The 20,146-nt window shown below is 56.3% G+C and carries 16 protein-coding genes; 13 read left to right on the top strand and 3 right to left on the bottom strand.

The features are described 5' to 3' along the window. The first annotated feature begins 282 nt into the window (after positions 1 to 282). The 3 genes from fruB to fruA are packed head-to-tail and all read left to right on the top strand — an operon-like array spanning position 283 to position 4,053. Positions 283 to 1,413, top strand: coding sequence for a fused PTS fructose transporter subunit IIA/HPr protein (fruB, locus tag LJA86_RS11095; protein ID WP_063622107.1), 1,131 nt, complete (start codon positions 283 to 285; stop codon positions 1,411 to 1,413). Next, positions 1,413 to 2,351 carry a 1-phosphofructokinase gene (gene fruK / locus LJA86_RS11090; RefSeq protein ID WP_008500936.1) on the top strand — a complete coding sequence of 313 codons (939 nt, stop codon included), beginning with the start codon at positions 1,413 to 1,415 and terminating at the stop codon, positions 2,349 to 2,351. The genes fruB and fruK overlap by 1 nt, the downstream gene beginning before the upstream one ends. 16 nt (positions 2,352 to 2,367) lie before the next feature. Then, entirely contained in the window at positions 2,368 to 4,053 is a 1,686-nt protein-coding gene (fruA, locus tag LJA86_RS11085; protein ID WP_063622106.1) for a PTS fructose transporter subunit IIBC, read from the top strand. Positions 4,054 to 4,100: 47 nt separating this feature from the next. Here fruA and nfo read toward each other — a convergent pair whose 3' ends face one another. Together nfo and LJA86_RS11075 are read right to left on the bottom strand one after the other, a co-directional pair. Next, complete coding sequence (nfo, locus tag LJA86_RS11080; protein WP_063622105.1) at positions 4,101 to 4,958, bottom strand: deoxyribonuclease IV; 858 nt, start codon at positions 4,956 to 4,958, stop codon at positions 4,101 to 4,103. A 64-nt stretch (positions 4,959 to 5,022) separates the two neighbouring features. Then, positions 5,023 to 6,069, bottom strand: a complete 1,047-nt coding sequence (locus tag LJA86_RS11075) for a YeiH family protein (RefSeq protein WP_023294037.1) — start codon at positions 6,067 to 6,069, stop codon at positions 5,023 to 5,025. A gap of 97 nt (positions 6,070 to 6,166) precedes the next feature. Here LJA86_RS11075 and yieE point away from each other — a divergent pair, with 97 nt between their 5' ends. From yieE to cirA, 3 genes are all read left to right on the top strand, one after another. Next, entirely contained in the window at positions 6,167 to 7,033 is an 867-nt protein-coding gene (gene yieE / locus LJA86_RS11070; RefSeq protein WP_045908684.1) for a DNA-binding transcriptional regulator YeiE, read from the top strand. Between the two features lie 158 nt (positions 7,034 to 7,191). Then, positions 7,192 to 8,661, top strand: coding sequence for an amino acid permease (locus tag LJA86_RS11065; RefSeq protein WP_008500931.1), 1,470 nt, complete (start codon positions 7,192 to 7,194; stop codon positions 8,659 to 8,661). A 224-nt stretch (positions 8,662 to 8,885) separates the two neighbouring features. After that, positions 8,886 to 10,856 (top strand): catecholate siderophore receptor CirA, encoded by a 1,971-nt coding sequence (gene cirA, locus LJA86_RS11060; protein ID WP_229226153.1) that lies wholly within the window; start codon positions 8,886 to 8,888, stop codon positions 10,854 to 10,856. 99 nt (positions 10,857 to 10,955) lie between these two features. Here the strand turns inward: cirA and fghA are convergent, their stop codons facing one another. Then, complete coding sequence (gene fghA / locus LJA86_RS11055) at positions 10,956 to 11,783, bottom strand: S-formylglutathione hydrolase (RefSeq protein WP_229226152.1); 828 nt, start codon at positions 11,781 to 11,783, stop codon at positions 10,956 to 10,958. A gap of 138 nt (positions 11,784 to 11,921) precedes the next feature. On the opposite strand from fghA, the gene LJA86_RS11050 reads away from it, so the two are divergent. The 7 genes from LJA86_RS11050 (at position 11,922) to mglC (ending at position 20,116) form a co-directional block, all read left to right on the top strand. Further along, positions 11,922 to 13,070: a YbfB/YjiJ family MFS transporter gene (locus tag LJA86_RS11050; RefSeq protein ID WP_229226151.1), complete on the top strand. Its 1,149-nt coding sequence runs from the start codon at positions 11,922 to 11,924 to the stop codon at positions 13,068 to 13,070. A 102-nt stretch (positions 13,071 to 13,172) separates the two neighbouring features. Next, a complete protein-coding gene (gene folE, locus LJA86_RS11045; protein WP_008500927.1) occupies positions 13,173 to 13,841 on the top strand; it encodes a GTP cyclohydrolase I FolE in 669 nt (222 codons plus the stop codon). Between the two features lie 19 nt (positions 13,842 to 13,860). Next, positions 13,861 to 15,018, top strand: coding sequence for a DUF418 domain-containing protein YeiB (gene yeiB / locus LJA86_RS11040; protein WP_032675203.1), 1,158 nt, complete (start codon positions 13,861 to 13,863; stop codon positions 15,016 to 15,018). A 155-nt stretch (positions 15,019 to 15,173) separates the two neighbouring features. Further along, complete coding sequence (gene galS, locus LJA86_RS11035) at positions 15,174 to 16,196, top strand: HTH-type transcriptional regulator GalS (RefSeq protein ID WP_196365105.1); 1,023 nt, start codon at positions 15,174 to 15,176, stop codon at positions 16,194 to 16,196. Between the two features lie 295 nt (positions 16,197 to 16,491). After that, positions 16,492 to 17,490, top strand: coding sequence for a galactose/glucose ABC transporter substrate-binding protein MglB (gene mglB / locus LJA86_RS11030; RefSeq protein ID WP_008500923.1), 999 nt, complete (start codon positions 16,492 to 16,494; stop codon positions 17,488 to 17,490). 79 nt (positions 17,491 to 17,569) lie between these two features. After that, a complete protein-coding gene (mglA, locus tag LJA86_RS11025; protein WP_008500922.1) occupies positions 17,570 to 19,090 on the top strand; it encodes a galactose/methyl galactoside ABC transporter ATP-binding protein MglA in 1,521 nt (506 codons plus the stop codon). A gap of 15 nt (positions 19,091 to 19,105) precedes the next feature. After that, complete coding sequence (mglC, locus tag LJA86_RS11020; RefSeq protein WP_008500921.1) at positions 19,106 to 20,116, top strand: galactose/methyl galactoside ABC transporter permease MglC; 1,011 nt, start codon at positions 19,106 to 19,108, stop codon at positions 20,114 to 20,116. Positions 20,117 to 20,146: the final 30 nt, after the last annotated feature.

Below are 20,146 nucleotides of genomic sequence, written 5' to 3'. Positions count from 1 at the left end.
TGCCACGAAAAATCAAAATGGCATTTCATCTTGCATCCACATCGGCTGACCTTAGCTGAAACTGGCTTGCTGAACTTCAGCAAAATTCAGCTGAACGAAGAAGAAATGTGCTGTATCTCTAAATTCTGCAATCTGAAATACGAGTTTTCTTGCAAGGCATTGCAGAAAGCGCAAGACTTTTTGAAACGTTTCAGCGCTATCTTGTTTTAACAAACGGAGCAGGCTAGCGCATTTTTTCTCATTAAAGCTGAAACGATTCAAGTTCAGCAGGAGTGGAGAACCATGTTCCAGTTATCTGTTCAGGATATCCACCCGGGCGCTCAGGCCGGGGATAAAGAAGAAGCTATTCGCCAGGTTGCCGCTGCGCTTGTGCAGGCAGGTAACGTCGCGGACGGCTATGTCAACGGCATGCTGGCGCGCGAGCAGCAGACCTCAACCTTCCTCGGCAATGGGATCGCCATTCCGCACGGCACCACCGACACCCGCGATCAGGTGTTGAAAACCGGCGTTAAGGTTTACCAGTTCCCGCAGGGCGTACTCTGGGGAGACGGTCAGGTAGCCTATGTGGCCATCGGTATCGCGGCCAGCAGCGACGAACACTTAGGTCTGCTGCGTCAGCTGACGCATGTCCTGAGCGATGACGCGGTGGCTGAACAGCTTAAATCCGCCACCACCGCGGAAGAGCTGCGCGCCTTGCTGATGGGCGAAAAACAGAGTGAAGCGCTGAAACTGGATAATGAAACGCTGACGCTGGATGTAGTTGCTTCCGATCTGGTGACGCTGCAGGCGCTGAACGCGGGCCGCCTGAAAGAAGCTGGCGCGGCGGATGCCACCTTTGTGACGCGCGTGATTAACGATAAGCCGTTGAATCTGGGTCAGGGTATCTGGCTGAACGACAGTGCTGAAGGCAACCTGCGCAGTGCGATTGCCGTGAGCCGTGCGGCCACTGCATTTGACGTAGAAGGCGAACGCGCGGCCATGCTGGTGACCGTGGCGATGGCTGATGAACAGCCGGTTTCCGTGCTGAAGCGTCTGGGCGACCTGCTGCTGAACAACAAAGCTGAAAAGCTGCTGAACGCTGATGCCTCCACCGTGCTGGCACTGCTGACTAGTGATGATGCGCTGACGGATGACGTGCAAACCGCGGAGTTCGTGGTGCGTAACGAGCACGGCCTGCATGCCCGCCCGGGCACCATGCTGGTGAATACCATTAAACAATTCGAGAGTGAGATTACCGTGGCGAATCTTGACGGCACGGGCAAACCGGCCAACGGCCGTAGTCTGATGAAAGTGGTCGCGCTGGGCGTGAAGAAAGGCCACCGTCTGCGTTTCACCGCGCAAGGTGCCGATGCTGAACAGGCGCTGAAAGCGATTGGCGATGCCATCGCGGCAGGTCTGGGGGAGGGCGCATAATGAGCAGACGTGTTGCGACTATTACGCTAAACCCGGCTTATGACCTGGTAGGATTTTGCCCGGAAATTGAGCGCGGCGAAGTCAACCTCGTGCGTACCACCGGCCTGCATGCTGCGGGCAAAGGGATTAACGTCGCGAAAGTGCTCAAGGATCTCGGTATTGATGTCACCGTGGGCGGATTCCTCGGTAAAGACAACCAGGACGGTTTCCAGCAGCTGTTCAGCGAGCTGGGCATTGCCAACCGTTTTCAGGTTGTTCAGGGCCGTACCCGTATCAACGTTAAGCTGACGGAGAAAGACGGTGAAGTAACCGATCTGAACTTCTCGGGCTTCGAAGTGACGCCGTCAGACTGGGAACGCTTTGTCAACGACTCGCTGACATGGCTGGGGCAGTTTGACATGGTCTGCGTCAGCGGCAGCCTGCCGTCCGGCGTGAGCCCGGAAGCCTTTACCGACTGGATGACGCGCCTGCGCAGCCAGTGCCCATGCATCATTTTTGACAGCAGCCGTGACGCGCTGGTTGCGGGCCTGAAAGCCTCACCATGGCTGGTGAAGCCGAATCGCCGCGAGCTGGAGATCTGGGCGGGTCGTAAGCTGCCAGAATTAAAAGATGTGATTGACGCTGCCCATGCGCTGCGCGAGCAGGGTATCGCTCACGTAGTGATCTCGCTTGGTGCAGAAGGCGCGTTGTGGGTTAACGCGTCTGGCGAATGGATCGCCAAACCGCCGTCAATGGAGGTTGTGAGTACCGTTGGCGCAGGGGATTCCATGGTTGGCGGCCTGATTTATGGTCTGCTGATGCGGGAATCCAGTGAACATACCTTACGTCTTGCCACTGCCGTTGCTGCCCTGGCCGTCAGCCAGAGCAATGTCGGTATTACCGATCGTACCCAGTTAGCCGCGATGATGGCGCGCGTTGACTTAAAACCTTTTAACTAACAGCAGGAGAGGAATAATGAAAACGCTGCTGATCATTGACTCCGGTCTCGGACAGGCTCGCGCCTATATGGCGAAGACCTTGCTGGGCGCGGCGGCACAAAAAGCACATCTGGAGATTATCGATAATCCAGGCGATGCAGAACTGGCCATTGTCCTGGGCGACAAAATCCCGGCTGACAGTGCGCTGAACGGTAAAAAAGTGTGGCTGGGCGATATTAATCGCGCGGTGGCACACCCGGAACTGTTCCTGAGCGAAGCGAAAGGTCATGCGTCTGTCTACAGCGCGCCTGTCGCGACGGCACCGGCTACGGCCACGGGCCCGAAACGCATTGTGGCGGTGACGGCCTGCCCGACGGGGGTGGCTCACACCTTTATGGCGGCTGAAGCCATTGAAACCGAAGCGAAAAAACGCGGCTGGTGGGTAAAAGTTGAAACACGCGGCTCCGTCGGTGCCGGCAACGCGATCACCCCTGAAGAAGTGGCGGAGGCCGATCTGGTGATTGTGGCGGCGGATATCGAAGTGGACCTGGCGAAATTTGCCGGTAAGCCAATGTACCGTACCTCCACCGGCCTGGCGCTGAAAAAGACCGCGCAGGAGTTTGATAAAGCGCTGGTAGAAGCGAAGCCGTATCAGGCAACCGGCGCGCGTCAGACCGCGACGGAAGGGAAGAAAGAGTCCGCAGGCGCCTATCGTCACCTGCTGACCGGCGTGTCTTACATGCTGCCAATGGTAGTCGCGGGCGGTCTGTGTATCGCGCTCTCGTTCGCGTTTGGTATCACGGCGTTTAAAGAACAAGGTACGCTGGCGGCTGCGCTGATGCAGATCGGCGGCGGCTCAGCCTTCGCCCTGATGGTGCCGGTACTGGCAGGCTTTATTGCCTTCTCCATTGCTGACCGCCCGGGTCTGACCCCGGGGCTTATCGGCGGCATGTTGGCCGTGAGCACCGGTTCCGGCTTTATCGGCGGTATCATCGCGGGCTTCCTCGCCGGCTACGTCGCGAAGCTGATTAGCTCGAAGCTGAAGCTGCCGCAGAGTATGGAAGCGCTGAAGCCGATCCTGATCATCCCGCTGATTTCCAGCCTGGTGGTCGGTCTGGCGATGATTTACCTGATTGGTAAGCCGGTTGCGGGCATCCTGGCGGGTCTGACCCACTGGCTGCAAACCATGGGTACCGCGAATGCGGTTCTGCTGGGTGCAATCCTCGGCGGCATGATGTGTACTGACATGGGTGGTCCGGTGAACAAAGCGGCGTACGCCTTTGGTGTGGGCCTGCTGAGTACCCAGACCTACGCGCCGATGGCGGCGATCATGGCGGCAGGTATGGTGCCTCCGCTGGCGCTCGGTCTGGCGACGATTATTGCCCGTCGTAAGTTCGATAAAGCGCAGCAGGAAGGCGGTAAAGCCGCGCTGGTGCTGGGTCTGTGCTTCATCACCGAAGGGGCGATTCCGTTCGCGGCGCGTGACCCAATGCGTGTGCTGCCGTGCTGTATCGTAGGCGGTGCGGTAACGGGGGCGATCTCTATGGCTGTCGGTGCGAAGCTGATGGCACCACACGGCGGTCTGTTCGTGCTGCTGATCCCTGGCGCCATCACCCCGGTACTGGGCTACCTGCTGGCGATTGTTGCCGGTACGCTGGTGGCGGGCCTCTCTTACGCGGTGCTGAAACGTCCGGAAGCGGAAGTTGTGGCAAAAGCAGCGTAAGCGATAAACAACAAAAAAGCCGGGTTGCATTACGCACCCGGCTTTTTTTATGCCGCCTGTTCAGCGGGTTGCTGTGCCTTCAGCCAGGCAATCTCTTCTGCCCAGATGTCCGGATTAATGGTTTCCAGCACCATCGGAATACCGTCGAAGCGGGCGTCCTGCATAATAAAGCGAAACGCATCGTGGCCAATGTTGCCTTCGCCCAGGCTGTGGTGGCGGTCAACGCGGCTACCAAAGGCGCTTTTCGCATCGTTTAAGTGCATTCCGCGCAGGTACTTAAAGCCCACAATGCGCTCGAACTCATCAAACGTGTTTTTCGTTGCCTCGGTGGTGCGCAGGTCATAACCGGCGGCAAACGCGTGGCAGGTATCAATGCACACGCCCACGCGGGATTTATCCTCCACGCCGTCGATAATCGCCGCCAGATGTTCGAACTTAAAGCCGAGGTTGCTGCCCTGGCCAGCGGTGTTCTCAATCACCGCGGTGACGCCTTTGGTCTTGTCCAGGGTGATGTTGATGGACTCGGCAATGCGCGCCAGGCAGGCATCTTCGTCGATCTGCATCAGATGGCTGCCCGGATGGAAGTTCAGCAGCGTCAGCCCCAGCTGTTCGCAGCGCTGCACTTCATCAAGAAACGCCTCGCGGGATTTTTCCAGCGCCTCTTCAACCGGGTGACCGAGGTTGATCAGGTAGCTGTCGTGGGGGAGGATCTGGCCGGGCCCGTAGCGGTATTTCTCACAGGCGGCTTTGAAATCATCAATCACCTCAGCGGTGAGCGGTGCGGCGCGCCACTGGCGCTGATTTTTGGTGAACAGGGCGAAAGCGGTCGCCTCAATTTCGGCGGCACGAATGGCGGCATTCGCAAGGCCACCTGCAGCGCTGACGTGCGCTCCAACATATTTCATAAAGGGACTCCTGTTAACCCGAAATGCCTATGATAGCGGGTTAACAGGAGAAGGATGTAGTGGTTTATGCCATCAGGCTGTGGACCGCGAGGTTAATCGCGCCGCCGCCAACAATCAGCCAGATGAAGAGTACCAGCGCCATCAGCAGCGGTTTCGCACCGGCTTTTTTCAGCGCGCTGACGTGCGTGGTCACCCCCAGTGCCGCCATGGCCATCGCCAGCAGTACGGTATCCAGCGTCACCAGCATATCGACAACGGCTTTCGGCAGCAGGTGGAAGGAGTTAAAGATAGCGACCACGATGAACAGGATCGCAAACCACGGAATGGTGATTTTACTTTTCTCGCTGCCGCCCGCCGGAGCCAGTTGTTTAACCCGTGCGGCCAGAAAAATCAGGAACGGGGCCAGCATCATCACGCGCAGCATTTTGGCAATCACCGCTGCGTTTTCAGCGTCCGGGTTAATGGCGTGTCCTGCCGCGACCACCTGGGCCACTTCGTGCATGGTCGAACCGATATAGATGCCGTAGGTTTCCGGGCTGAACCAGTGGGCAACCAGCGGATACATGGCCGGGTAGAGGAAAATCGCCAGCGTACCGAAGATCACCACCGTCGCTACCGCCACCGTTACCTTGCTGGCTTCGGCCTTCACGACGGGTTCCGTAGCCAGCACCGCCGCTGCGCCACAGATACTGCTCCCGGCACCGATCAGCCAGCTGGTTTGCCTGTCCAGGCCAAACACTTTCTGACCGATAAAGCAGGCCAGTAAAAAGGTGCTGGTCAGGGTCAGAACGTCGATGGCGATCCCGCTCGCACCCACATCCGCAATCTGCGAAAAGGTAAGACGGAAACCGTAAAGAATGATCCCAAGACGCAGCAGATGCTGCTTGGCAAAGATTACGCCGCCGTCGCAGGATTTCCAGATATGCGGGTAAACGGTGTTACCCACGACCATGCCGAGCAAAATGGCGAGCGTCAGCGCGCTGAAACCTGCGCCTGCGATGGCCGGGATGCTGCCGCCCCATAGCGCTACGGCGGTGACTGCAGCGCTGAGCGCAAGACCCGGCACGAAGTGCCACACTGTACGATGATGTTGTAAGGTGATTTCTGACATAACCTTCTCCTTTGTCTGGCTAAAGGTTACGGCGCTCTGGCTTAAAAATAAAATTGATTATATACTTATAATTAATCTATATAAGTGGTAAGCAACCATGCACATTACTCTGCGTCAGCTGGAAGTGTTTGCCGAGGTGCTGAAAAGCGGCTCGACGACCCAGGCGTCACAAATGCTGGCGCTCTCACAGTCTGCGGTCAGCGCGGCGTTAACCGATCTTGAAGGACAGCTGGGCGTTCAGCTTTTTGACAGGGTAGGGAAGCGTCTGGTGGTCAACGAGCACGGTCGTCTTCTTTATCCGCGCGCGCTGGCGCTGCTCGAGCAGGCAATCGAAATCGAGCAGCTGTTCCGCGAAGACAACGGTGCGATCCGCGTCTACGCCAGCAGCACCATTGGGAACTACATTCTGCCGGAAGTGATTGCCCGCTACCGCCGGGATTTCCCTAGCCTGCCGCTGGAGATGAGCGTGGGCAATAGCCAGGACGTCATCAACGCAGTGATCGACTTCCGCGTGGATATCGGCCTCATCGAAGGACCCTGCCATAACGTCGATATCATTGCCGAGCCCTGGCTGGAAGACGAGCTGGTGGTGTTTGCGTCCCCGGCCTCGTCGTTATTGCAGGGAGAGGTGACGCTGGAGAGGCTGGCGCAGGCGCAGTGGATCCTGCGCGAGCAGGGCTCCGGCACGCGTGAAATTGTCGATTATCTGCTGCTTTCCCATCTGCCGCATTTCCAGTTAGGGATGGAGCTGGGGAACTCTGAGGCCATCAAGCACGCGGTGCGCCACGGGCTGGGCATCAGCTGTCTTTCCCGGCGCGTTATTGCCGAACAGCTGGAAACCGGATCGCTGGTTGAAATCCCCATTCCGCTGCCGAAGCTGGTGCGCACGCTGTGGTGCATTCATCATCGTCAGAAACACCTTTCCAGCTCGCTGCAGCGTTTTCTGCGCTATTGCGAAATCTGACAGCATCCCTCACCCCAAAGGGGAGAGGGAAAAATTATGCTTTACTTATAATCCTGGCCGCGTCATGAAGCTCTCTTATAACTGAGTATTTCTGCCGGAAGGAACGCGGATCGTCTGCTACAATCGCGCCTCATTTATTAAATGGACAGCATTTTCATATGGTTTCAGAAATTAAAACCACAGAAGCGCCCACGCTACGTCGTGAACTCAAGGCGCGTCACCTGACGATGATCGCCATTGGCGGCTCAATCGGTACAGGTCTTTTCGTTGCCTCTGGCGCAACGATTTCGGCAGCCGGCCCGGGTGGGGCACTTTTCTCTTATATCCTGATTGGCCTGATGGTGTACTTCCTGATGACCAGTCTCGGCGAACTGGCCGCGTACATGCCGGTATCCGGTTCGTTCTCGACCTACGGTCAAAAATACGTTGAAGAAGGCTTCGGCTTCGCGCTGGGCTGGAACTACTGGTACAACTGGGCGGTCACCATCGCCGTTGACCTTGTCGCCGCACAGCTGGTGATGAACTGGTGGTTCCCGGATACGCCGGGCTGGATCTGGAGCGCCCTGTTCCTGGCCGTCATCTTCCTGCTGAACTACATCTCCGTGCGCGGTTTCGGCGAAGCGGAATACTGGTTCTCTTTGATCAAAGTGGCAACCGTCATCATCTTTATCGTCGTCGGTGTGGCGATGATCGTTGGTATTTTCAAAGGCGCAGAACCTGCGGGCTGGAGTAACTGGACAATAGGCGATGCGCCGTTTGCCGGTGGACTGTCGGCAATGATTGGCGTGGCAATGATTGTCGGCTTCTCCTTCCAGGGAACCGAGCTGATTGGCATTGCTGCCGGTGAGTCAGAGAACCCGGAGAAGAATATTCCGCGCGCGGTTCGTCAGGTCTTCTGGCGTATCCTGCTGTTCTATGTGTTCGCGATCCTGATTATCAGCCTGATCATTCCGTACACCGATCCAAGCCTGCTGCGTAATGACGTTAAAGACATTAGCGTTAGCCCGTTCACGCTGGTCTTCCAGCACGCCGGACTGCTTTCTGCCGCGGCAGTGATGAACGCCGTTATCCTGACCGCTGTACTGTCAGCCGGTAACTCCGGGATGTACGCGTCCACCCGTATGCTCTACACGCTGGCATGCGACGGTAAAGCACCGCGTATTTTCGCGAAGCTGTCCCGTGGCGGCGTACCGCGTAACGCGCTGTACGCCACTACGGTGATCGCCGGTCTGTGCTTCCTGACCTCTATGTTTGGCAACCAGACGGTGTACCTGTGGCTGCTTAACACCTCCGGGATGACGGGCTTTATTGCCTGGCTGGGGATTGCCATTAGCCACTATCGTTTCCGCCGTGGCTACGTCAAACAGGGTTATGACGTTAACCAGCTGCCGTATCGCTCCGGCTTCTTCCCGCTGGGTCCCATTTTCGCCTTCATTCTGTGCCTGATCATTACGCTGGGACAGAACTATGAAGCGTTCCTGGCGGACACCATTGACTGGGGCGCCGTCACGGCAACCTACATTGGCATTCCGCTGTTCCTCGTCATCTGGTTTGGTTACAAGCTGACGAAAGGAACACACTTCGTTCGCTACAGTGAAATGGAATTCCCGGAACGATTTAAACAATAACCGCACTTCCTCTCTGTTAGCCCGCTCGTTTGAGCGGGCTTTTTTATTCCCGCCCCCTGAAACAAAGATATATTTCTTAACAATTTAATTGATAATAATTATCGTTTGCTTTATCGTTATCAAAAATAAGCGTGTCACCGACCCACCGGAGATGTGGGCGGCAAGGAAGACGCTGTGAGCAATGATGATTTGATTGAGTTGTATTTACCTCATGGAGATATGGAATGTTTAGGTTGAATCCCTTCGTCAGGGGAGGACTTTGCGCGTCCGCAATGTCCCTGGCCCTGCCTGTTATCGCAGCGGAATCCGGCGACACAATGGTTGTCACGGCCTCCGCGACCGAGCAAAACCTGAAAGACGCACCGGCAAGCATCAGCGTCATCACCCAGGAAGATTTGCAGCGCAAACCCGTTCAGAACCTGAAAGATGTGTTACGGGATGTGCCGGGCGTGCAGCTCACGAGCGAAGGGGACAACCGTAAAGGGGTAAGTATTCGCGGACTGGACAGCAGCTACACGCTGATCCTGATTGACGGCAAGCGCGTCAATTCCCGTAACGCGGTATTCCGCCATAATGATTTCGACCTCAACTGGGTGCCGGTTGACGCCATCGAACGAATTGAAGTGGTGCGCGGACCGATGTCTTCTCTTTACGGCTCCGATGCGCTGGGCGGCGTGGTGAACATTATCACCAAAAAAATCGGCCAGAAATGGACGGGTACCCTGAGCGCAGATTCCACGGTTCAGGAACATCGCGACCGTGGAGACACCTACAACGGTCAATTCTATACCAGCGGTCCGCTGGTGGACGGTCTGCTGGGGCTGAAAGCCTACGGTAGCCTCGCAAAGCGTGAGAAAGACGGTCAGCAGAAGTCCTCTACCACGGCGAGCGGTGAAACACCGCGCATTGAAGGCTTCACCAGCCGCGATGCGAATGTGGAATTCGCCTGGACGCCGTCTGAAAATCATGACTTTACGGCGGGCTACGGTTTCGACCGTCAGGATCGTGACTCGGATTCTCTCGACAAAAACCGCCTTGAGCGTCAGAACTACTCTCTCAGCCACAACGGCCGCTGGGGCGTCGGCAACAGCGAGCTGAAGGTGTACGGCGAGAAGGTGGATAACAAAAACCCGGGCAACAGCAATACGATCACCTCCGAGAGCAACGCGGTGGACGGGAAATACGTGCTGCCGCTGGGCGACATCAACCAGCTGATGACCTTCGGCGGCGAATGGCGTCACGATAAGCTGAAGGATCCGGTCAACCTGACGGGCGGTTCAAGCAGCAGTACGTCGACAAGCCAGTATGCCCTGTTCCTTGAAGATGAGTGGCGTATCTTTGAACCTCTGGCGCTGACCACCGGCATCCGTATGGATGACCATGATACCTACGGCGACCACTGGAGCCCGCGCGCCTATCTGGTCTACAACGCGACCGATACCGTCACGGTGAAAGGGGGCTGGGCGACCGCGTTTAAAGCGCCGTCGCTGCTGCAGCTGAGCCCGGACTGGGTCACCGGCTCGTGCCGCGGTGCCTGTGAGATTGTCGGTAACCCGGATCTGAAGCCGGAAACCAGCGAGAGCTTCGAGTTCGGTCTGTACTACAGTGGGGAAGAGGGCTGGTTAGAGGGCGTGCAGGCCAGCGTGACCACCTTCCAGAATAACGTCGATGACCGCATCAGCATCAGCCGTACGGCCAATGCGAAGCAGGCGCAGAGCTACCCTAACTACGTTGGCCTGAATGCGGACGGTGAACCGATATTCCGCTACTACAACGTCAACAAGGCGCGCATCCGCGGGGTGGAGACCGAGCTGAAATTCCCGCTGGCGGACGACTGGAAAGTGACGCTGAACTACACCTACAACGACGGTCGTGATATCAGCAACGGCGGCAACAAGCCGCTGTCCGATCTGCCGTTCCATACCGCCAACGGGACCGTTGACTGGAAGGCGACGCAGGACTGGTCGTTCTATGTTCAGGGCAACTACACCGGTGAGAAACGCGCGCTGACCAGCAGCGACCCAACGCCGGGTGGCTATGTTATCTGGAATACCGGCGCCGCGTGGCAGGCGACGAAAAGCGTGAAGTTGCGTGCGGGCGTGCAGAACCTGCTGGACAAAGATCTGAGCCGCGACGATTACAGCTACACGGAAGATGGCCGTCGCTACTTTGTCGGTGTGGATTATAAGTTCTGATGTAACCTTTATGCCCGGTGGCGCTTCGCTTACCGGGCCTACAAAACCCACGAATGTAGGCCGGGTAAGGCGAAGCCGCCACCCGGCAATCGGCCGCACTTATCCGAACAAATGCTCCGCATGGAAGCGGAGATGATCCTCAATAAAGGACGCAATGAAGTAATAGCTGTGATCGTATCCCGGCTGAATGCGCAGCGTCAGCGGCCAGTCCTTCTGGCGTGCCGCTTCTGCCAGCACCGCAGGCTGTAGCTGTCCGGCGAGGAACTGATCCGCATCGCCCTGATCGATAAGCATCGGGATCGCATTTGCTGAGCTGCTGGCCAGCATCAGCGCGCAGCTGTCCCATGCCTGCCATTTTTCCGTATCCTCACCCAGATAGTGTGTGAAGGCTTTCTGCCCCCACGGCACCTGTGTTGGGTTCACAATCGGTGCAAATGCCGACACGCTGACGTATTTCCCCGGATTTTTCAGCGCCATGATGAGCGCCCCGTGTCCGCCCATTGAGTGGCCGCTGATTGCGCAGCGCTCGCCGACCGCAAACTGCGACTGCACCAGCGCAGGAAGTTCATCGCGAAGGTAATCATACATGCGGTAGTGGCGCGCCCAGGGCTGCTCGGTCGCATTGAGATAAAACCCGGCGCCTTTGCCCAGGTCGTATCCGGCATCGTCGGCCACATCGTCGCCACGCGGGCTGGTGTCAGGCATCACCAGCGCAATGCCCAGCTCGGCGGCAATACGCTGCGCGCCCGCTTTGGCGGTGAAGTTTTCGTCGTTGCAGGTCAGGCCGGAAAGCCAGAACAGAACCGGTGGATTTTCCGTCGGCGGCAGGAAAATGCTGAACGTCATTGCACAGTTCAGGGTGGTGGAGTCGTGCCGCCAGCGCTGCTGTCGACCTTCAAAACAACGGTGCTCTTCGAGCAGTTCCATGCAGGGCTCCTTAATGAGAATGCGTATTCATAAAAACCATAATACAGCCTTTTCATTGACCTGTGAGTAACTTTCACTTTCGCCAGACGGCGAGATGCTGCATCATAAATTTACTTTTCTTTAACAATTGGAGCGGTCATGGCGCTGCGTATTGCGCTCAGTGGGTTTGTCGTGCTGGTGGTGGCGATGGGGATAGGGCGCTTTGCTTTTACGCCCCAGGTGCCGCTGATGATTGCTGCCGGACAGCTTACGCTGACCAGCGCGGGTCTGGTGGCGGCGATGAATTATCTGGGCTATCTGGTGGGCGCGTGGGATGCGATGCGTGCGCACCGCTTCGTTGAAACGCGCCTCTGGCTTGGCATCACCGGCGCGGTTGCGCTGACGCTGCTCTCCGCGGCGGCGGAGAACGCCGTCGTGCACGGCCTGCTGCGTTTTGTCATCGGCTGCATGAGCGGCTGGTCGATGGTACTCATTGCCGCCTGGACAAACGAACGGCTGGGACAGCTGGGTAAACCGGGTCTGAGCGCTGCCGTATTTGCCGGGCCGGGGGCGGGCATTGCGCTGAGCGGCCTGCTCGCCGTCTATATTCAGGCGAAGTCCCTGTCGGCCGGAGCGGCATGGCAAATCTACGGCGTGCTGGCGCTGGTGCTGATTGCCCTGGTGGCGCGCTACCTGCCGCGATCCGGGCAGCTCCATCGACCCGGCACCGCGCCGGAGCCGCTGGTGCTGACGGCGGATTTGACGCGTCTGGTCTGGAGCTACAGCCTGGCCGGGTTTGGCTATATCCTCCCGGCGACCTTCCTGTCACAAATGGCGGCCGTGCGTTTTCCCGGCAGCCTGTTTGCCCAGTTTGTCTGGCCGATTTTTGGTCTCGCCGCCGTGGTGGGAATTGCGCTCAGTATTCTGTTACGCCATACCTCAACCGCTAACCGCAGGCTGGCTATCGTACTGTGGTTACAGGGGGCGGGCGTGCTGGCGGCCTGGCTGCTGCCGGGGATTGGCGGGTTACTGACGGGCGGGCTGCTGGTGGGCGGCGGCTTTTTGTGTGCCGTGCAGCTCTCTCTTTTATACGGTCGCGAGCTGGCGCCAAACCACACGCGCTATATGGCGGGCCTGCTCACCACCGGGTATGCGATTGGGCAGTTGATTGGCCCCGTCATTTCGGCGTTATCAACCTGGCTTACCCACCGGCTGGAGCCGGCGCTGGGGCTGGCGGGCGTGGCGCTGTTCGTTGGCGGAGCCCTGGTCTGGAATCGTCACGCTGAAAGGCAACAGCAATTGCAATAATTATCGTCGTGAATACTGGATTATGTGCGCCGCCTCACGCACAATGAACGCATACTTTTGCCACAACGAGGGCAAAAGACGCCACACCTGCAGGAGAACAAAATGTCATCACTCAGTAAAGAAGCTGCCCTGGTCCACGAAGCCCTGGTTGCGCGCGGTCTTGAAACGCCACTGCGTCCGCCCGTACAGGACTTGGACAATGAAACCCGCAAGCGTCTGATTGCCGGTCATATGACCGACATCATGGAGCTGCTGAATCTCGATCTGAGTGACGACAGTCTGATGGAGACGCCGCACCGCATCGCGAAAATGTACGTCGACGAAATTTTCTCCGGCCTGGATTACGCCAACTTCCCGAAAATCACCGTCATTGAAAACAAGATGAAAGTGGATGAGATGGTGACGGTTCGCGATATCACGCTCACCAGCACCTGCGAACACCATTTCGTGACCATCGACGGTAAAGCGACCGTGGCGTATATCCCTAAAGACACGGTGATTGGCCTGTCGAAGATCAACCGCATCGTGCAGTTCTTCGCTCAGCGTCCGCAGGTGCAGGAGCGCCTGACCCAGCAGATCCTGACCGCGCTGCAAACGCTGCTGGGCACCAATAACGTGGCCGTCTCTATCGACGCGGTTCACTACTGCGTGAAAGCGCGCGGCGTGCGCGATGCCACCAGTGCGACCACTACAACCTCGCTGGGCGGTCTGTTTAAATCGAGCCAGAATACCCGCCAGGAGTTCCTGCGCGCCGTACGTCACCACAACTAAGTCTTACAGGGCAGGGACCATGGAGCGAAACGTCACGCTCGATTTTGTTCGCGGCGTCGCCATTCTCGGTATCCTGCTGCTTAATATCACCGCCTTCGGTTTGCCGAAGGCGGCGTATCTCAATCCCGCGTGGTATGGCGACATTACCCGCAGTGATGCCTGGACCTGGGCAATCCTCGATCTCTTTGCGCAGGTCAAATTCCTCACGCTCTTTGCCCTGCTGTTTGGCGCAGGCCTGCAGCTTCTCCTCAAACGCGGCACGCGCTGGATCCAGTCGCGCCTGACGCTGCTGGTTATCCTCGGCTTTATCCATGGCCTGTTCTTCTGGGACGGCGATATTCTTCTTGCCTATGGGTTAGTCGGGCTCATCTGCTGGCGCCTCATTCGCGATGCGCACAGCGTTAAAAGCCTGTTCAACACCGGGGTGATGCTCTATGTCATGGGGCTGGGAGTGCTGTTGCTGCTGGGGATGATCTCCGGCGAGACGACAAACCGTGCCTGGATCCCGGATGCCGCTAACCTGCAGTACGAGCAGTTCTGGAAGCTGAAGGGCGGTACGGAAGCGATAAGCAACCGCGCGGATATGCTGGGGGACAACCTCCTTGCGCTGGGCGCGCAATACGGCTGGCAGCTGGCGGGCATGATGCTGATGGGCGCGTCACTGATGCGCACCGGCTGGCTGAAAGGGGAATTCAGCCTGCGTCACTATCGTCGCACCGGCGCCGGTCTGGTGCTGCTCGGCGTGCTGATTAATCTCCCGGCGGTGATGGTGCAGTGGCACATCCACTGGGATTACCGCTGGTGCGCGTTCCTGCTCCAGGTGCCGCGTGAACTGAGCGCGCCGTTTCAGACCATCGGCTACGCGGCGCTGATCTACGGCTTCTGGCCCTCGCTTTCTCGTCTGTGGATGGTCAGCGCTATCGCCTGCGTGGGCCGCATGGCGTTAAGCAATTACCTCCTGCAAACGCTGATTTGCACCACGCTTTTCTATCGCTTTGGCCTGTTTATGAAATTCGACCGCCTTACGCTGCTGGCGTTTGTTATTCCGGTCTGGGCAGTAAACCTGGCGTTTTCTGTGCTCTGGCTACGCTATTTCCGCCAGGGACCGCTGGAGTGGGTATGGCGTCAGTTAACCGCACGTGCTTCAGGGATATCATTGAAAAATACATCCAGATAACGATCTGGATCACAATCATTAACAAAACGGATGTAAGCGTTTTCATGACTGTGAGCTTCTTCACGTAGTCCCCTTTCTCTCGCTGCCAAAATAGCCACCTTGCTAAACACAGGGGGTGTCTGTGAGTTGCTGCAATCCTTTGAAGGATGGTGAATATGATCACCATTCGTGACGTCGCCCGTCAGGCGGGCGTTTCTGTGGCTACCGTCTCACGCGTGCTCAACAATAGCGCGCTGGTCAGCCCTGAAACCCGTGAAACCGTAATGAAGGCCGTGACCCAGCTCGGGTACCGGCCAAATGCCAATGCCCAGGCGCTAGCGACGCAGGTTAGCGACACCATCGGCGTGGTGGTGATGGATGTCTCAGATGCCTTTTTTGGCGCACTGGTGAAAGCGGTCGATATGGTCGCCCAGCAGCATCAGAAATATGTCCTGATCGGCAATAGCTATCATGAGGCGGAAAAAGAACGTCATGCCATTGAAGTGCTGATCCGCCAGCGCTGTAACGCCTTGATTGTCCATTCAAAAGCCTTAAGCGATGAAGAGCTAACCGGATTGATGGAGCAGATCCCGGGCATGGTGCTGATCAACCGCATCGTCCCCGGCTATGCCCACCGCTGCGTCGGGCTGGATAACGTCAGCGGCGCCATGATGGCCACGAAAATGCTCATCAACAACGGACATCAGCGGATCGGTTATCTGGCCTCCAGCCATCAGATTGAAGATGACGAACTGCGGCGCGAGGGGTGGCAAAATGCCCTGAAAGAGCACGGCATTACGCCATCCGAAAGCTGGGTGGGGACCGGCACGCCGGACATGCAGGGCGGTGAAGCGGCGATGGTAGAGCTGCTGGGCCGCAATCTGCAGCTGTCTGCGGTGTTTGCCTATAACGACAGCATGGCGGCAGGCGCCCTGACGGCGCTGAAGGATAACGGCATTGCGGTGCCACAGCATTTATCACTCATTGGTTTCGATGATATCCCGATTGCCCGTTACACCGACCCGCAGCTGACAACCGTGCGTTACCCCATTGCCTCTATGGCAAAACTGGCGACTGAGCTGGCGTTACAGGGGGCTGCTGGCGTGCTGGATCCGGGGGCAACACACTGTTTCATGCCGACTTTAGTGCGTCGTCACTCCGTCGCGGCCCGGCAAACTGTGGTTCCGATCACTAACTGATTACATGTGGTGATGTAACCGTTTTCAATCTGTGAGTAAATTCACAGTATCTTAACAAGGCGCTGACTATGATGTCAGCGTTTTAGGGGCTGAAACGCTATGTAACAGTGATTATTCACTTTCACTATAGCCAATGTGCCGCAAACAACGAATAAAACGCATTTCTGGAGCGTTACCGAACACGGAAGAGAGAAATTTTATAAGTGAACCTCGGCTGTCAGTAACGTTTTATTAACATCTGCCCGCCGCTCGTTATTCACAAGAACTACCCTGCATAAAAAAAACCGGAGATACCATGAATAAGAAGGTGTTGACCCTGTCTGCTGTAATGGCAAGCATGCTTTTTGGTGCAGCAGCGCACGCTGCGGATACCCGTATTGGTGTGACCATCTATAAATACGACGACAACTTCATGTCTGTTGTGCGTAAAGCGATTGAGAAAGATGCGAAAGCAGCGCCAGACGTTCAGCTGCTGATGAACGACTCCCAGAATGACCAGTCCAAACAGAACGACCAGATCGACGTTCTGCTGGCGAAAGGCGTGAAAGCCCTGGCCATCAACCTGGTTGACCCGGCTGCAGCAGGCACGGTTATTGAAAAAGCGCGCGGCCAGAACGTGCCGATCGTCTTCTTCAACAAAGAACCTTCCCGTAAGGCGCTGGATAGCTACGATAAAGCGTATTACGTCGGTACCGACTCCAAAGAGTCCGGTATTATTCAGGGCGATCTGATCGCGAAACACTGGGCGGCGAACCCGAACTGGGACCTGAACAAAGACGGTCAGATTCAGTTCGTGCTGCTGAAAGGCGAACCTGGCCATCCGGATGCTGAAGCGCGTACCACCTACGTTATCAAAGAGCTGAACGACAAGGGCCTGAAAACCCAGCAGCTGGCGTTAGATACCGCGATGTGGGATACCGCTCAGGCGAAAGATAAGATGGACGCGTGGCTGTCCGGCCCTAACGCCAACAAAATCGAAGTGGTTATCGCCAACAACGATGCGATGGCAATGGGTGCGGTAGAAGCGCTGAAAGCACACAACAAATCCTCTATCCCGGTATTCGGTGTGGATGCGCTGCCAGAAGCGCTGGCGCTGGTTAAATCCGGTGCGATGGCCGGTACCGTGCTGAACGATGCCAACAACCAGGCGAAAGCGACCTTCGATCTGGCGAAAAACCTGGCCGATGGCAAAGGTGCGGCAGATGGCACCAACTGGAAAATTGACAACAAAATCGTTCGCGTACCTTACGTGGGCGTAGACCAGTCCAACCTGGCTGAGTTTATCGGTAAATAAGTAAGCGGTACTGTCTCCACTGGGCGCAATTCGTTGCGCCCTTTTATAACGCGATATGCGAGGCCAACAAGGTATAATTATGGTCAGCACAACAACTCAGTCATCCGGTGAATACCTGTTGGAAATGAGCGGTATCAACAAGTCATTTCCCGGCGTTAAGGCACTCGATAATGTTAATTTAAAAGTGCGTCCTCACTCTATTCATGCCTTAATGGGGGAGAACGGTGCGGGTAAATCAACATTATTAAAATGTCTTTTTGGGATCTATCAAAAAGATTCTGGCAGCATTCTTTTTCAGGGGAAAGAGATCGATTTCCATTCAGCGAAAGAAGCACTGGAAAACGGTATCTCGATGGTTCACCAGGAATTAAACCTGGTGCTGCAGCGCTCAGTCATGGATAACATGTGGTTGGGGCGTTATCCCACCAAAGGTGTCTTTGTCGATCAGGACAAAATGTATCGCGACACCAAGGCGATTTTCGACGAGCTGGATATTGATATCGATCCGCGCGCCCGCGTGGGAACATTATCCGTCTCCCAGATGCAGATGATCGAAATTGCCAAAGCGTTCTCCTATGATGCGAAAATCGTCATCATGGACGAACCGACATCGTCATTAACGGAAAAAGAGGTTAACCACCTTTTTACCATTATTCGTAAGCTGAAAGATCGCGGCTGCGGCATTGTGTACATCTCCCACAAAATGGAAGAGATCTTCCAGCTGTGCGATGAGATCACCATCCTGCGCGACGGCCAGTGGATTGCCACGCAGCCGCTGGAAGGGCTGGACATGGACAAGATCATCGCCATGATGGTCGGCCGTTCCCTGAACCAGCGCTTCCCGGACAAAGAAAACAAGCCGGGTGAAGTGATTCTGGAAGTGCGCAATCTGACCTCATTGCGTCAGCCGTCTATCCGCGATGTCTCCTTCGACCTGCACAAGGGTGAAATCCTGGGGATTGCCGGGCTGGTGGGGGCAAAGCGTACCGATATCGTAGAAACCCTGTTTGGCATTCGTGAGAAAGCCGAAGGCACCATTACGCTGCACGGTAAGAAAATCAATAACCACAACGCCAACGAAGCCATTAATAATGGTTTTGCGCTGGTGACGGAAGAGCGTCGTTCGACCGGTATTTATGCTTATCTGGATATTAACTTTAACTCGTTAATTTCTAACATTCGCAATTACAAAAACAAAGTCGGGCTGTTGGATAACTCCCGCATGAAGAGCGATACCCAATGGGTGATTGACTCCATGCGCGTGAAAACGCCAGGCCACCGCACCCAGATTGGTTCGCTGTCAGGCGGTAACCAGCAGAAAGTCATTATCGGCCGCTGGTTATTAACGCAGCCAGAAATTCTGATGCTGGATGAGCCGACCCGCGGTATTGACGTCGGCGCGAAGTTTGAAATTTATCAGCTGATTGCCGAGCTGGCGAAAAAGAATAAAGGGATCATTATTATTTCTTCCGAAATGCCGGAATTGTTAGGGATCACGGACCGTATTCTGGTTATGAGCAATGGTCTCGTCGCCGGTATTGTTGACACCAAAACGACAACGCAAAATGAAATTTTGCGTCTTGCGTCTTTGCACCTTTAAGATCAGGGGCTCCTCATGAGTGCGTTAAATAAAAAAAGTTTTCTCACTTACCTGAAAGAAGGCGGTATTTACGTTGTTCTTTTAGTCTTGCTGGCAATCATCATTTTCCAGGACCCTACGTTCTTAAGCCTGCTGAACCTGAGTAACATTCTGACCCAGTCCTCCGTGCGTATTATCATTGCGCTGGGCGTGGCGGGCCTGATCGTGACCCAGGGGACGGACCTCTCCGCGGGGCGTCAGGTAGGTCTGGCGGCGGTTATCGCGGCAACCCTGCTGCAGTCGATGGAAAACGCCAACAAGGTCTTCCCGGAAATGGCCACCATGCCGATTTTCGTGGTGATCCTGATTGTCTGCGCCATCGGTGCGGTGATTGGTCTGATCAACGGTATTATCATCGCCTACCTGAACGTGACGCCATTCATCACCACCCTGGGTACGATGATCATCGTTTACGGTATCAACTCCCTGTACTACGACTTCGTCGGTGCTTCGCCCATCTCGGGCTTTGACAGCGGCTTCTCGACCTTTACGCAAGGGTTTATCGCGCTGGGCAGCTTCCGCCTGTCGTATATCACCTTCTATGCGCTGATTGCGGTCGCCTTCGTATGGATCCTGTGGAACAAAACGCGCTTTGGCAAAAACATCTTCGCTATCGGCGGTAACCCGGAAGCGGCGAAAGTCTCCGGCGTAAACGTTGCCCTGAACCTGCTCATCATCTATGCCCTGTCCGGGGTGTTCTACGCCTTCGGCGGGATGCTGGAAGCGGGCCGTATCGGCTCTGCAACGAACAACCTTGGCTTCATGTACGAACTGGATGCGATTGCAGCCTGCGTGGTGGGCGGCGTCTCCTTCAGCGGCGGTGTGGGGACGGTGCTCGGCGTGGTGACCGGTGTGATCATCTTCACCGTCATCAACTACGGGTTGACCTACATCGGCGTGAACCCTTACTGGCAGTACATCATCAAGGGCGCCATCATTATCTTCGCGGTTGCGCTGGATTCACTGAAGTACGCCCGTAAGAAGTAATCGTTTCTCGCCATACCCGGCCCGCTCACC

It is taken from the genome of Enterobacter sp. TCD1-1 (assembly GCF_020567405.1).
In the GTDB taxonomy this organism is placed as follows: Bacteria; Pseudomonadota; Gammaproteobacteria; order Enterobacterales; family Enterobacteriaceae; genus Enterobacter; species Enterobacter quasiroggenkampii.
Note: the sequence above shows the minus strand (reverse complement) of the source record. Positions and strands in the feature narration are given on the sequence as shown.

What these genes read in the sequence shown, in the direction of transcription:
- fruB (WP_063622107.1), top strand. Translation starts at nt 283, where the DNA reads ATGTTCCAGTTATCTGTTCAGGATATCCACCCGGGCGCTCAGGCCGGG.
- fruK (WP_008500936.1), top strand. Translation starts at nt 1,413, where the DNA reads ATGAGCAGACGTGTTGCGACTATTACGCTAAACCCGGCTTATGACCTG.
- fruA (WP_063622106.1), top strand. Translation starts at nt 2,368, where the DNA reads ATGAAAACGCTGCTGATCATTGACTCCGGTCTCGGACAGGCTCGCGCC.
- nfo (WP_063622105.1), bottom strand. Translation starts at nt 4,958, where the DNA reads ATGAAATATGTTGGAGCGCACGTCAGCGCTGCAGGTGGCCTTGCGAAT.
- LJA86_RS11075 (WP_023294037.1), bottom strand. Translation starts at nt 6,069, where the DNA reads ATGTCAGAAATCACCTTACAACATCATCGTACAGTGTGGCACTTCGTG.
- yieE (WP_045908684.1), top strand. Translation starts at nt 6,167, where the DNA reads ATGCACATTACTCTGCGTCAGCTGGAAGTGTTTGCCGAGGTGCTGAAA.
- LJA86_RS11065 (WP_008500931.1), top strand. Translation starts at nt 7,192, where the DNA reads ATGGTTTCAGAAATTAAAACCACAGAAGCGCCCACGCTACGTCGTGAA.
- cirA (WP_229226153.1), top strand. Translation starts at nt 8,886, where the DNA reads ATGTTTAGGTTGAATCCCTTCGTCAGGGGAGGACTTTGCGCGTCCGCA.
- fghA (WP_229226152.1), bottom strand. Translation starts at nt 11,783, where the DNA reads ATGGAACTGCTCGAAGAGCACCGTTGTTTTGAAGGTCGACAGCAGCGC.
- LJA86_RS11050 (WP_229226151.1), top strand. Translation starts at nt 11,922, where the DNA reads ATGGCGCTGCGTATTGCGCTCAGTGGGTTTGTCGTGCTGGTGGTGGCG.
- folE (WP_008500927.1), top strand. Translation starts at nt 13,173, where the DNA reads ATGTCATCACTCAGTAAAGAAGCTGCCCTGGTCCACGAAGCCCTGGTT.
- yeiB (WP_032675203.1), top strand. Translation starts at nt 13,861, where the DNA reads ATGGAGCGAAACGTCACGCTCGATTTTGTTCGCGGCGTCGCCATTCTC.
- galS (WP_196365105.1), top strand. Translation starts at nt 15,174, where the DNA reads ATGATCACCATTCGTGACGTCGCCCGTCAGGCGGGCGTTTCTGTGGCT.
- mglB (WP_008500923.1), top strand. Translation starts at nt 16,492, where the DNA reads ATGAATAAGAAGGTGTTGACCCTGTCTGCTGTAATGGCAAGCATGCTT.
- mglA (WP_008500922.1), top strand. Translation starts at nt 17,570, where the DNA reads ATGGTCAGCACAACAACTCAGTCATCCGGTGAATACCTGTTGGAAATG.
- mglC (WP_008500921.1), top strand. Translation starts at nt 19,106, where the DNA reads ATGAGTGCGTTAAATAAAAAAAGTTTTCTCACTTACCTGAAAGAAGGC.